Genomic DNA, 12,903 nt, shown 5'->3' with positions numbered 1-12,903 from the left:
CGAGATCAGTTGCCGCCGCTGATGTAGCTGTTGGAGAAGACGCGGATCATGGCCGGCGACAGGATGACGATGAACAGCACCGGCAGGAAGAACACGATCAGCGGCACGGTGAGCTTGGGCGGCAGGGCGGCGGCTTTCTTTTCTGCCTCCATCATGCGGGCCTCGCGGCCTTCTTCGGCCATGACGCGCAGCGCCGAGCCGACCGAGGTACCATGGCGCTCGGCCTGGATCAGCGCCTGCATCACCGATTTCACGTTGTCGAGCCCGGTACGGCGCCCGAGGTTCTCGTAGGCGCGGGTGCGATCCTCGAGAAAGGCGAGTTCGGCGGTGGTCAGCGTCATCTCTTCGGCAAGCTCGATGCTCTGGGCACCGATTTCCTTGGCGACGCGCTTGAGCGAGTGCTCCACCGACATGCCAGCCTCGACGCAGAGCAGCACCAGATCGAGAGCATCCGGCCACGAGCGCTTGATCGATTGCTGCCGCTTGATGGTCTTGTTCTTGAGCAGGAGGCTCGGCAGGTAGGCGCCGATCAGGGCGACGAACAGCGCGTAGACCGCGTTCATCCACAGCGGCTTGTCGGCAAAAACCGTCAAAGCCATGTAGGCGAAGGCGAGGACGAACAGCACCACCGGTGTGACGAAGCGCAGGAACAGGAAGGTGGTCATCGCCGACTGGCCGCGATAGCCGGCGCGCGCCAGCTGCTCGGCGGTGTTCTCGTTCATGAACGCCTTCTCGAGGGAGAAGCGCTCGACGATGTTCTTCATGTAGTCGCGGCCGGCGGCCTGGCGGATGGTGCGGGTCTGCGGGTCGCTGCCAGCGCCGGTGCCGCGCAGGCGGGCCATTTCCTCGGCCCGCATCTTCTCGCGCTCAAGCGCGACACGCTTGATGCGCTGGCGCATCTGCGAGTTGCCGCCGAAGAAGGTGGCGCCGACGGAAAAGACCACCGCGGCGGCAGCGACTGCGGCGAGGACTGCCACCAGGAACTGGGTGTTGGTCAGCGTCGCGACGAGGTTGTCCATCGCTGGCCCCTAGATATCGAACTGGATCATGCGGTTCATGATGAACCCGCCAAGGAACATCATGATCGCGGCGATGCCGAGCATCACGTTGCCGATCGGCGTCTGGATCAGCGGCAGCAGGTAGCTGGGCGTAGTCAGCGAAACGAGGACCGCCACGATGATCGGCAGCGAGCCGATGATGCCGGCGGAGGCCTTGGCTTCCGAGGACATGGCCTTGACCTTCTGCTTCATCTTCTTGCGGTTGCGCAGCACGCGCGCCAGGTTGCCCAACGCTTCCGACAGGTTGCCGCCGGCCTGGGCCTGGACGGTGATGACGACCACGAAGAAGTTGACCTCTGGCAGCGGCACGCGATCGTAAAGCGTCACGACGGCTTCCTGGATGGTCTTGCCGACCGATTGCTGGTCCAGCACCCGCTGGAAGTCCGACTTGATCGGCTCCTTGGCTTCCTTGGCCACGAGCCGCATCGAGTCATTGAGCGGCAGACCGGATTTCACGCCGCGGACGATGGCTTCCACGGCGTTGGGCAGCTCATCGAGGAAGGCGTTCTGGTACTTCTTGCGCCGCCGCCCCAGGTACATCCGCGGCAGCAGGTAGCCCGCGGCAATGGAGAATACGAGGCAGTAGATCAGCTCGAGCTGCAGCACGAAGCAGAGCACGAAGATGATCGCGCCGAAGATCACCGAATTGCGGATGAAGGCGCCGCGCTTGAGCTTCATGCCGGCCTGATAGAGGCGATCCTGAAGCGGAATGCGCTTCTTGCGCTTTTCGAGCACCGCGGTCTGCGCCCGCAGCGTCTGCTGGATTTCCTTGCGGCGCGTATCGCGGTTGCGCGCCACGTCGGCGTTGCGCCGGTTGGCCTGGATATCGCCCTGCATCGCCTTGATGCGTTTTCCCGCCCGTCCGCTGTTGCCGAACAGGGCCGGCGCCAGCGCAAAGCCGGCAGCGCCTACGCATACGGCAGCGAGGAGGGCGAGAATGATCGGAGTCATCGTTGGGCCTTATGCACCGAGGATCTCGTGCTGTTCGACGTTGGATTTCTCCAGCGCTTCGACCAGGTTGGCTTCCTCGTTGAAGTAGCGGGCGCGTTCGGTGAACTGCGGCTTGGTGATGCCGGTCGAGCGATGGCGACCCATCAAGTTGCCGTTCGAGTCTTCGCCGAGGATGTCGTAGAGGAACACGTCCTGGGTGACGATGACGTCGCCTTCCATGCCCAACACCTCGGAAATGTGGGTGATGCGGCGCGAGCCGTCGCGAAGACGGGCAGCCTGCACGACCACGTCGATCGAGGAGACGATCATCTCGCGAATGGTGCGGCTGGGCAGCGAATAGCCGCCCATGGTGATCATCGATTCGAGACGCGACAGGGCTTCGCGCGGGCTGTTGGAGTGGAGCGTGCCCATCGAGCCGTCGTGGCCGGTGTTCATCGCCTGCAGCAGGTCGAACGCCTCGGGTCCGCGCACTTCACCCACGATGATGCGCTCGGGGCGCATACGCAGGCAGTTCTTGACCAGATCACGCATGGTGATCTCGCCCTCGCCCTCGAGGTTGGGCGGGCGGGTTTCGAGGCGCACCACGTGCGGCTGCTGCAGCTGCAGTTCGGCCGAGTCCTCGCAGGTGATGACGCGCTCGTCCTTCTCGATGAAGCCGGTGAGGCAGTTGAGCAGGGTCGTCTTGCCCGAACCGGTACCGCCAGAGATCAGGATGTTGGCGCGGACGCGGCCGAGGATGCGCAGCACTTCGGCGCCCTCGGGCGAGATCGAGCCGTATTTGACCAGCTGCTGGAGGGTCAGCTTGTCCTTCTTGAACTTACGAATGGTGAGCGCGGCGCCGTCGATGGCGAGCGGCGGGGCGATGACGTTGACGCGCGAGCCGTCGGGCAAGCGCGCGTCGCAGATCGGCGAGCTTTCATCGACGCGGCGGCCGACCTGGCTGACGATGCGCTGGCAGACGTTCATCAGGTGGGCGTCGTCGCGGAAGCGCACGTTGGTGAGCTTCACCTTGCCGCTGACCTCGATGTAGCATTTCTGCGACCCGTTCACCATGATGTCGGCGATGTCGTCGCGGGCCAGCAGCGGCTCCAGCGGGCCGTAGCCGAGCACGTCGTTACAGATGTCCTCGAGCAGGTCTTCCTGCTCGGAGATCGACATGATGATCGACTTGAGCGCGATGATTTCGGCGACGATGTCGCGAATTTCCTCGCGCGCCGACTCCTGCTCCATGGTCGCGAGCTGGCTGAGATCGATCGAGTCGATCAGCGCGTTGAAGATCGCCGACTTGGTCTGGAAGTACTCCTTGTCGCGCGCCACGGCCTCGGGGCTACGAACATCGAGCACGCCGCCATCGTCCCCGCCGCCGCCACGCTTGGCGGTGTCGGCCGGGCGTGCGACTTCCTGTCTCTGCGCTGCCGGAACAAGCGGAGCTATCGCCGGGCGCGGCGGCTGCGCGGCGCCGGGAGTGTTGCCACCGAAACTGGTACGCTTGCCGAACATCTAGACTGCCTCTCAGGCGCGCTTCATCATAAAGGACGGGAGCTTAATGCCCGGCTTCTTCGAGGCACTTTTTTCGGGGGCGTTGCGACCGGTGACGTGCATCCCGATGAAGCGGAACACCTCGTTGGCGCGGTTGTTGGCTGACACTTCGGCGATCATCTGGCCGTTGTTGGCTGCCGTGCCGAAGGTCGCCGCGTCGAAGGCGAGCTGGCCGAGCAACCGACATTCCACCGACGCCGCAAACTCGTTCGCCGCGATCTCCGGACGCCGCGGCATGCCCACCTTGTTGATGACCAGCAGCGGCTCGCTCTCGGCCGGGCGCAGCGCCTTGATGGTGTCGGAAAGGTTCTTGGCGTTGCGCAGGTTGGCCAGATCGGGCTCGGCGACGATGATCACCTCGTCGATGGTGGCAATGGTGTGCCGAACCCAGGCGCTCCAGATATGGGGAATGTCGAGCACCACGATGGGCGTCGACTTCTGGCTCAGCTCGACGACCTGCTCGAACTCGCGCTCGTCGAAGTCGAACACGCGGTCGAGCACCACCGGGGCGGTGAGCAGATTGACGTGGTTGGCCGCCTTGCTGGCGAGCCGGTCCAGCATTGTCTGGTCCATCTTCTGGTTGTTGCCGATGGCGTCGGCGATGCCGTGCGGTGGGTCCTGGTTGAAGTTCAACCCGGCGGTGCCGAAGGCGAAGTCCATGTCGAGGATCAGCGTGTCCTGCCGCAGGGCCTGGCTGATGGCCCAGGCCACGTTGTGCGAGACGGTGGAGCCGCCGGCGCCGCCCTTGGCCGAGATGAAACCGATGGTCCGGCCGATCGGCGCGGCGCCCTCGGCGGCAAACAGTTCGCTGATCGCCGAGACGATCGACTGCGCCGAGGCAGGGAGCACGATGTACTCCGAGACGCCGGAACGGATCAGCTCGCGGTAGAGCAGCACGTCGTTGACGTGGCCAAGGACAATGAGCCGGGTGGAGGCGTCGCACACCTCGGCGAGACGCTCGAGGGCACCGGGAATCTCGTCGGGCTGCAGCGAGGTCTCGACGATGATCAGGTTCGGCGTCGGGTTCGACTTGTAGGTCTCGATGGCGCCCTCGAGGCCGCCATTGTGCGTGGTGAGCGCCACCTTCGACATGCGGCGATCATGCACCGCCGACTCGACCAGTTGGGCGGTCTGGGAGTGTTCGCAGAAGGCCTGGATGGTGATGCGCGGGATCAGCCGCGCGCCCGTTGCCACCTCGAGGGCGGGCTCATCGGCCGACTTGGCGTTATCGCGGGAGAGGAAACTCATGACTACAGACTCCATCAATCCAGCAGGAAACCGACGGACCCGTCGTAGCTGCCGCGGGTGCCCGCGGGGCCGACGCCGTACATCGTTTCGATATGTCCGAGGAAGATCGCCTCGGCGTCGTTGGCAAACTCCAGCCGGTCGGTCGGCAACACCGGCTTATGGTCGCTGCCCTTGGCGAGATAGGGGGTGACGAGGATCACCAGTTCGCTCTGCGAGCGGATGAAATCGCGCGACCGGAACAAGGCGCCGAGGATCGGGATGTCCCCAAGGCCGGGCAACCGATGGATCTGGGTGCGGGTCTGGTCCTGGATCAGGCCGCCGATCGCGAGCGTCTGGCCGGCGCCGATCTCGACGGTGGTCTTGGCCTGGCGCTTCTTGATGCCGGGAAGCGACGAGTTGCCCACCGTGATGCTGCCCTCCGCGCTCAGTTCGCTGCTCGAGGTATCGACCACGAGGCCGATGTTGCCGTTGGACTTGATGGTCGGCGTGAAGGTGAGGCTGATGCCGAAATCCTTGTAGCCCACCGACACTTCGCCGTCCGAGACGCTGGTTGGGATGGGGAACTCGCCGCCCGCGGTGAAATAGGCCTGCTGGCCGGAGACGGCGGTGAGCAGAGGTTCGGCGAGGGTGCGAGCCGCGCCGCGCTGTTCCATCGCGCGGATCTGCGCGTCGATGCTGAAGCCGCCCGCCTTGAGCCCAAGTTCGAGGCCGTTGTCGCTGAACAGGTTGGACGCGCCGCCGAGCGGCTGCTCGCTGACGAAGCTGGTGGTCAACCCGCCGCCGGCAAAGCTGCCGGACAGATCGATACCGAACTGCTTGGCAAGGCTGCGGTTCACTTCGGCAACCGTGACCTTCAGCATGACCTGCTGGGGACCATCGACGGTGATGACGCTGGTGACATTCTCCGGGGCGCCGGCGAATTGCGCCGCGATGGCCAGCGCCTTGTCGGCATCGTCGGCGCTGCCGGCGCTACCGGACAGAACAATGCGGTTGGTGGTGTTGCCGTCGCCGTCGATGAGAGCCACCGACTCCACCTGGATGTCGGAATTGGGCATTACCTTGGTGTAGGTTGCGCGCAGCGCGGCGGCGACGTTGGAGCCGCCGGAGCTGTTGTTGCTGCCCGTCGTGCTCACGTCGAGGACCACGATGGTCCGGCCTGCGGCATCGAGGAAGAAGATGTTGGTATCGCCCGAGCCAACCGCCTGCAGCACGGCCCGGCGCTTCGAACGCAGGAGCGCGTTGGCGACGCTGGGCTGCGAGACGATGACTTCCTGCACGTCGACCGGCAGGTCGATGATCATCGACTTGTTCAGGTTCATGCTGACCGGCTGGGTGGAGCCGAAGGAATTAGCGCTGATCCGCAGGTGGGTAGCGTCGGCGGCGTGGGCCTGTCCGAAGCCGAGAGGAGCGAGACCCAGGGCCGCGCCGACAACAGCCGCTGCCGCCATCAGGCGCAGCGTGTTGGCCAGGAGGCCGCGGGGTGGGCGGGTAGTGATAGTCGGAGACATCACGTAATCCTCACGCATCATTGGGCCTGCTCTTCTGAGTTGGCCTGCGTCTCGTCGAAGGAGGCGTCGGCGACCACGCCTGGGCTGGAACTGCTCGGCATGACATCCGTGCCGACGCCAAAGCGGATCATGCGGATGGCGCGGCTGGTCTCGTTGCCGGTCGTGTCGTCCTGCGTCTGGGCAAAATCGGCGATCGAGCGCAGGACCACGGACAGCGAACCGATCTTGGCGGCATTGATGATCAGCTCGCCCTGCGCCGGAGTGAGTTCGAGCGTCGCGATGGTACCGCCCTGGAACACATCGGCGCGCGGATTCTCGGGGTCGGCCTTCTCGCCGGTCGTGCCGGCCTCGCCGAGGCGGGTGCCGATGGCGAGGACCTTCACGTTGGCAAGAATGGTCTGGCTGATGCTGCCGCGGCTCATCACGACGTCGACGCGGTCGTTGGGAAGCACGAAACCGCCGGCGGCCGCATCGGCGCTGACCGGGACCGAGACCCCTCGCATGCCCTTGGTCAGCACTGCCGAGAGGTAGCCCTGGTTGGAATGGACCAGCTTCTTGTCGATGATCGGCTCACCGGGGAAGAACTCGAACCGCGCTACCGCATCGAGCATCTTGGTCGGCGCATCGGGCAGCACGGCCTCGCTGATATACTCGGGGCGAACCGCGAATTCCGGCCAGGCCTGCCATTCGATGGTTTCGGCGGTGAGACGCTGCCCGACGCCGATCGGTGTCTTGGCGACGAGGACCTTGGCCTTCTTTTCCTCGATGACCTGGGTGGGCCCCTCCACAACAACCTGCTGCGGGGCGGTGCCGCGCGTGGCGAGGAAGGCGGCCAGCCCTCCTGCCAAGAGGGCCACCACCAGCAGGATGATACGCGAGACTCCCATTGCCCAAACTCCACGCGACTGGGCCCGAAAGAGCCCGGCTACACTTGCACTCGACTATCGGGCCAAAGGGTCAAAGTTTGGTTAATCGATGCTTGTCAATTACGGTTAACGGCCCGTATCTCAAAGACTTCAGCCGAGAAGGTGCAGAAAGATCGCGCTGCTCGGAAAGACCAGAAGGCCGGCAGCAGCGAGCGCTATGCCGTAGGGCACCCCGGTCTTGCTGTCGTGCAGCCGATCTATCCAGGCCACCTGCTTCAATTGCGGCGGCAAGGGCCAGCGGCGCACGCTGAGCAACAGCAGCGTCAGGGCGCCGCCGAGAAGCGAGGCATAGACGAGGTAGGGCAGCATGGAACCGAAGCCGAACCACAGCGTGGTTGCCGCGATCAGCTTGGCGTCGCCTCCGCCGATCCATCCCAGCGCGAAAAAGCCGAACGAGAATGCCAATACCGCGATGGCGGCCACCACGTGCATGCCGATCGTCTGCAGCGAGAAACCGGCCAGCAGGGCCAGGACGAAGAACCCGCCTACCAGCAGCAGCACCAGGCGATTGGAGATCCGCATCGTCAACAGATCCGAGGAGGCCGCATAGGCCATCAGCAGCGGAAACACGAGCATTGCGGGGAAGGCGATGAATGTGGGCATGAGGGCCGGCTGTTGCGGTGGGCCGGGCTTCGGTCCTGACCGCAGTCTTGGCGCATCGTGGTTAAGAAAGCTGAAATGCAAAGGGGACCCTGTTGGGTCCCCTCCGAATTCGTAGCCCCCGGGAGGCTATTATTCCGGGATTTCGACCGTATCCAGCTTGCTGGAGATGCCGGTGAACAGAGTGGAGAGGCTACCGCCGAGGGCGGTGGCAGCAACGATGATACCGACGGCGATGAGCGCGGCAATCAGGCCGTATTCGATCGCGGTAGCGCCGGACTCGTCATTCACGAAACGAGCGACAGTGTTCATTTTTTGGCTCCTTGCACACGTCATTCAGTGACAGCATCAAGTGATGCGTCAGCACCGTTCGACACGTCACACATCGAACATGGCCTTAGGCTAAGTCGCCACGTCTTGAAATTGAGTTAATAGCGAGGCCCCAAGAGCCCCGGATTGCAAGGGTTTCCAGCATACTGAGCAGATCGTTAAAGCAGTCGACGCAATTGTTCCAATCATCCACACAGTAATGATGGCGCAATGACGTTGGCCCAGGCGCCGATAATTGCCGCCGACGCGCTTCACGCGGGCTTGGCGCCGCATTTGCGAATTGTTCACCATTCCGCGCAACACTCTGTTTGCGTTCTAGTACCGTTTCCCAAGGGTCCGCCATGTCGTTTCGTTCCAGCCTTGCCGCCCTTGCCCTCGCTTCGGCGCTGATTGCGCCGGTGGCCGCTGTGGCGGAGAGCGCGCCGGTGAGCGTCAAGGTGAACATGGCGCGCATCCTGAGGATCAATGCGCCTGCGGCGACCGTGATCATCGGCAACCCGGCCATTGCGGATGCGGCGATACAGGACCCGCAGACGCTGGTACTGACCGGCAAGAGCTACGGGCAGACCAATCTCATCGTGCTCGACGCGCAGGGCAACCCGATTGCCGACACGATGATCGAAGTGGTGCAGGAGCAGGCGGGCCTCGTTACCGTGTACCTCGGCGACAAGCGGACCAGCCTCGCGTGCGAGCCGGTGTGCCAGCCGATCATCATGCTGGGCGACGACTCCAGCTTCACCGGCGAGACCATTGGCGCGGCCAACGCGATCGAGTCCGCGGCGAACTAACCGGCGGTTAACCACGCCACCGCATCGCAAGCAAATGCGAGCCAGACACTAACCAATCACTAGGTACGAACCGCTAGGTTCCGGTCGCGAACGGAATGCAGTGGCCGAATGTCCAAACGCTCCAGATGGCTGAGAAAGCTCATGTCGCCGGCGATCCGCCGGGGGCGTGCGTTCGGCCGCGACGAGCGCGGCGTGACGGCGATCGAGTTCGCATTCCTCGCCCTGCCCTTCTTCACCATCGTCGCCGCAATCCTCGAGAGCTCGCTGATCTTTCTTGCCGGGCAGATCCTCGATAGCGCCGTGCAGGACTCCTCGCGGCTGATCCGGACCGGCCAGGCGCAAAACAGTACGCCGGCCTATAACAGGGAGGCGTTCCGGGAAGCGATCTGCGATGGGCTGTACGAGATGTTCGATTGCGCCGAGGCGGACGGCAAGCTGCGCATCAACGTCACCGTGATCGACGACTTTTCGGACGTTACGATCGGCTATCCGCTCAAGACCGGCGAGGACTGCGACGAGGACGAGTGCGACTGGACCCTCGCCGACGACTACGACCCCGGCGAAGGCGGGTCGGTGGTGCTGGTGCGGGCCTACTACAAGTGGCCCACCGTCGTTCGCCTGCCTGGATTCAACTGGCAGACCCTGCCGGACGGTACGCGTCTGCTTGGTGCGTCACGCGTGTTCCGCAATGAGCCGTTCGTATGCGGCACCTGCACGTGACCCTGGGCCTCATTGCGAGATTTCGTCGGGACGTCGAGGGCATCGCCGCCGTCGAGTTCGCGCTGATCCTGCCGCTGCTGCTTGGCCTTTACCTCGGAGCGATCGAGACGGCGACGCTCTATACTGTCGACCACAAGGTTGCGACGGTTGCCAGCACCGTTGCGGACCTGGTGTCTCGAGAGAAAGCCGAGATCAAGGAATCGACGCTCGACAACTATTTCGAGGCCGCGGCGAGCATCATGCAGCCCTATTCGACCACCGGCCTCGTGCAGACGGTGTCGCTGCTGAGCATCGACGCCGACGGCGTTGCCACGGTCTCATGGAGCGCGGCCAGCGGCGCCGAGGAAGGACGCGAGGTGGACAGCGTCTACCCGCTTGATGCTACTGCGAAAATCAACATTCTGGCGCGCGAAGCGAGTGGCTGGCTGGTGGTGTCCGAGATCGAGTATCCGCACCAGCCGATCGTGGGGCTCGTGATCACCGACACGATCGACATTCGGCATGTCGAGTACTTCCTGCCCCGCTTCAGCAGTGAGATCGAGTTCAAGGCCGGCGAGTAGCTTGCCGCCGGTCAGCGGGCGTGGCATAGGCCGGGCGCGTTCCAGAGCGAGGCCAGCCGATGCAAGATACCCTGATCCCCGTGTTCGACCTCGGCGGGGTGTTCGTCGACTGGAACCCCATGTACCTGTTCCGCAAGCTCTTTCCGACCGAGGAAGAGGCGCAGTGGTTCTGGGACAATATCTGCACCAAGGACTGGAACCTCGAGTTCGACGCCGGCGACATCTTCGCTGAGGGCGTCGCTGAGTTGATCACCCGCTACCCGCGCTACTGGCGCGAGATCCAGGCGTTCGACCTGCGCTGGAAAGAGACTGTCGGGGAGTTCATCCAGGGCACGATCGACATCCACGACGAGCTGATCGCAGCGGAGATCCCCACCTTCGCCATCACCAACTTCTCGTGGGAGAAGTGGGTGAGTTGCCTCGGCGAATGGCCGTTCCTCGAAAAGTTCGACGGCGTCGTGGTCTCCGGCCTCGAAGGGCTGGTGAAGCCCGACCCCCGCCTCTACCGCGTGTTCTGCGAACGCTACGGCATGGCGCCCGAGATGTGCGTCTTCATCGACGACAGCGAGCCCAATGTGGTCTCGGCCCGCAAGTTCGGGATGAACGCCATCCACTTCACCGGCGACACGAAGGCGCTGCGGAAAGAACTGATGGGGCTCGGCCTGCCGCTGAAGAAGAGCTGAGGCTCGTATTAGCCGACGACTGGCAGAAGTTCACGATCTAGCGTTGGACTTTTGCCAGACTGCCGGGCGTCTAAGGCATTGATTTCCATGCAATGTGCTGTCCGGACGAGCGAAGCGAGGACGCCGCGCGTGGCGCGCCCGGTCCGGAGCGCGACCAGCGCGTGAGGACCTACTTCGTGCCGTACATGCGGTCGCCGGCGTCGCCGAGGCCGGGGATGATGTAGCCCTTCTCGTTGAGATGGCTGTCGATGGCGGCGGTGAAGATCGGCACGTCCGGGTGGGCGGTCGAGAATTTCTCGATGCCCTCGGGTGCCGCGAGCAGGCAGAGGAAGCGGATATTGTTGGCGCCACGTTCTTTCAGCTTGTCGACGGCGGCGATCGAGGAGTTGGCGGTGGCCAGCATCGGGTCGACGACGATGATCAGGCGGTTGTCGAGCTCGGACGGCGCCTTGAAATAGTACTCGACCGGCTGCAGCGTCTCGTGATCGCGGTAGATGCCGATATGGGCGACACGGGCGGCGGGGACGAGATCCAGCATGCCGTCGAGCAGGCCGTTGCCGGCGCGCAAAATCGAAGCGAATACAAGCTTCTTGCCCTTGATGGTGGGGGCATCCATCTTGGTCATCGGCGTCTCGATCTCGACCATTTCGAGCTCGAGATCGCGCGTCACCTCGTAGCACATCAGGTGCGCGATCTCGCGCAGGAGGCGCCGGAACCCCGCGATCGAGGTATCCTTGTCGCGCATGATCGTGAGCTTGTGCTGGATCAGCGGGTGATCGACGACCGTTACGCCACGCATGGAGGCCTCGTGAGCTAGAGGAAGGATTTGCCGTGCGGTCCGGGCGCGAGGCCGAGCCAGCGGGCGATGCTTTCCCCTATATCCGCGAAGGTCGGCCGAATGCCAATGGTTCCGGGCGTGAGGCTTGGGGAAAAGGCCAGAATCGGGGTCTGCTCGCGGGTGTGATCGTTGCCGCGCCAGGTCGGATCGTTGCCGTGGTCGGCGGTGAGCACGACGAGATCGTCAGGGCGCAGCGCGGCGATCAGCTCGGGGAGCCTTTGGTCAAAGGCTTCAAGGGCTTGCGCATAGCCCGGCACGTCGCGGCGATGGCCGAAATCCTGGTCGAAATCGACGAAGTTGACCATGATGAAAGCCCCGTCAGCGGCCATCTGCATGGCCTCGAGCGCGCGATCAAACAGGGCCATATTGCCGGTGGCCTTGATCTTGTGGGTGACGCCGTGGCCCGCGTAGATGTCGGAGATCTTGCCGAGAGCGTAGACCTGCCGGCCGGCATCCTTGGCGCGATCGAGCAGAGTGGGCTCAGGCGGGGCGATGGCGAAGTCGCGGCGGTTGCCGGTGCGTTTGAAATCACTGGCGTTTTCGCCGACGAACGGGCGGGCGATGACGCGGCCGATGTTCAATGGCGCAGTGAGCTCGAAGGCGGTCTTGCAGAGCTCGTAGAGGCGCTCGAGGCCGAAATGGGTCTCGTGCGCCGCGATCTGGAAGACGCTGTCGATCGAGGTGTAGCAGATCGGCTTGCCGGTACGGATCGACTCCTCGCCGAGCTCGGCGATGATGGTGGTGCCGGAGGCGTGCTTGTTTCCAAGGATGCCGGGAATGCCTGACTTCTCAATCAGTTGGGCGATCAGCTCGGGCGGGAAAGTGGGCTCGGTCTGCGGGAAATAGCCCCACTCGAACGGCACCGGCACGCCAGCAATCTCCCAGTGCCCGGACGGTGTGTCCTTGCCCTTGCTGACCTCGCGGCCAACACCCCAGCGGCCGCCCTTGGGCTGGTCGGTGAGGCCACGCGGGATTTCGCCGGTGGAGAGCTTTGCCGCGGCTCCGAGGCCGAGGGCGTCCAGATTCGGCAGCGATATCTGATAGTTGGCGGCGATGTGGCCGAGCGTGTTGGAGCCGACGTCGCCGTAATCGGCTGCGTCGGGGGCGCCGCCGATGCCGAAACTGTCCAGGATGCAGAGGATGGCGCGGGGCAT

At 64.0% G+C, this 12,903-nt stretch carries 14 protein-coding genes; 4 read left to right on the top strand and 10 right to left on the bottom strand.

The features are described 5' to 3' along the window. Positions 1–5: 5 nt before the first annotated feature. The 8 genes from AC1DV8_RS13040 to AC1DV8_RS13005 form a co-directional block, all read right to left on the bottom strand. Complete coding sequence (locus tag AC1DV8_RS13040) at positions 6–1,019, bottom strand: type II secretion system F family protein (protein ID WP_477157739.1); 1,014 nt, start codon at positions 1,017–1,019, stop codon at positions 6–8. A gap of 9 nt (positions 1,020–1,028) precedes the next feature. Continuing rightward, the gene (locus AC1DV8_RS13035) at positions 1,029–2,009 is read right to left on the bottom strand and encodes a type II secretion system F family protein (protein WP_477157738.1); all 981 of its coding nucleotides are present in this window, start codon (positions 2,007–2,009) and stop codon (positions 1,029–1,031) included. Between the two features lie 9 nt (positions 2,010–2,018). Continuing rightward, entirely contained in the window at positions 2,019–3,509 is a 1,491-nt protein-coding gene (locus tag AC1DV8_RS13030; RefSeq protein WP_477150767.1) for a CpaF family protein, read from the bottom strand. A gap of 12 nt (positions 3,510–3,521) precedes the next feature. Beyond that, complete coding sequence (locus tag AC1DV8_RS13025) at positions 3,522–4,796, bottom strand: CpaE/TadZ family protein (protein WP_477157737.1); 1,275 nt, start codon at positions 4,794–4,796, stop codon at positions 3,522–3,524. Between the two features lie 14 nt (positions 4,797–4,810). After that, on the bottom strand, positions 4,811–6,304 hold the full coding sequence (locus tag AC1DV8_RS13020) for a type II and III secretion system protein family protein (protein ID WP_477157736.1): 1,494 nt from the start codon (positions 6,302–6,304) through the stop codon (positions 4,811–4,813). A 17-nt stretch (positions 6,305–6,321) separates the two neighbouring features. Then, the gene (gene cpaB / locus AC1DV8_RS13015) at positions 6,322–7,191 is read right to left on the bottom strand and encodes a Flp pilus assembly protein CpaB (RefSeq protein ID WP_477157735.1); all 870 of its coding nucleotides are present in this window, start codon (positions 7,189–7,191) and stop codon (positions 6,322–6,324) included. 129 nt (positions 7,192–7,320) lie between these two features. After that, positions 7,321–7,833: an A24 family peptidase gene (locus AC1DV8_RS13010; protein WP_477150819.1), complete on the bottom strand. Its 513-nt coding sequence runs from the start codon at positions 7,831–7,833 to the stop codon at positions 7,321–7,323. A 129-nt stretch (positions 7,834–7,962) separates the two neighbouring features. Then, positions 7,963–8,142: a Flp family type IVb pilin gene (locus tag AC1DV8_RS13005; protein ID WP_477150771.1), complete on the bottom strand. Its 180-nt coding sequence runs from the start codon at positions 8,140–8,142 to the stop codon at positions 7,963–7,965. A gap of 359 nt (positions 8,143–8,501) precedes the next feature. Here AC1DV8_RS13005 and AC1DV8_RS13000 point away from each other — a divergent pair, with 359 nt between their 5' ends. From AC1DV8_RS13000 to AC1DV8_RS12985, 4 genes are all read left to right on the top strand, one after another. Beyond that, entirely contained in the window at positions 8,502–8,948 is a 447-nt protein-coding gene (locus AC1DV8_RS13000) for a pilus assembly protein N-terminal domain-containing protein (RefSeq protein ID WP_477150772.1), read from the top strand. 108 nt (positions 8,949–9,056) lie between these two features. Next, positions 9,057–9,668, top strand: a complete 612-nt coding sequence (locus AC1DV8_RS12995) for a TadE/TadG family type IV pilus assembly protein (RefSeq protein WP_477150773.1) — start codon at positions 9,057–9,059, stop codon at positions 9,666–9,668. Next, entirely contained in the window at positions 9,650–10,228 is a 579-nt protein-coding gene (locus AC1DV8_RS12990) for a TadE/TadG family type IV pilus assembly protein (RefSeq protein WP_477157734.1), read from the top strand. The genes AC1DV8_RS12995 and AC1DV8_RS12990 overlap by 19 nt, the downstream gene beginning before the upstream one ends. 59 nt (positions 10,229–10,287) lie before the next feature. Then, entirely contained in the window at positions 10,288–10,911 is a 624-nt protein-coding gene (locus AC1DV8_RS12985) for an HAD family hydrolase (protein WP_477157733.1), read from the top strand. A 169-nt stretch (positions 10,912–11,080) separates the two neighbouring features. On the opposite strand, the gene upp is transcribed toward AC1DV8_RS12985, so the two are convergent. Together upp and AC1DV8_RS12975 are read right to left on the bottom strand one after the other, a co-directional pair. Beyond that, complete coding sequence (gene upp / locus AC1DV8_RS12980; protein ID WP_477150776.1) at positions 11,081–11,710, bottom strand: uracil phosphoribosyltransferase; 630 nt, start codon at positions 11,708–11,710, stop codon at positions 11,081–11,083. A gap of 14 nt (positions 11,711–11,724) precedes the next feature. After that, positions 11,725–12,903, bottom strand: a complete 1,179-nt coding sequence (locus tag AC1DV8_RS12975) for a phosphopentomutase (protein WP_477157732.1) — start codon at positions 12,901–12,903, stop codon at positions 11,725–11,727.

This window comes from Devosia sp. P3_B2, from assembly GCF_056402875.1.
The sequence above is the reverse complement of the archived record's forward strand: the minus strand, read 5'-3'. Positions and strand labels throughout refer to the sequence as shown.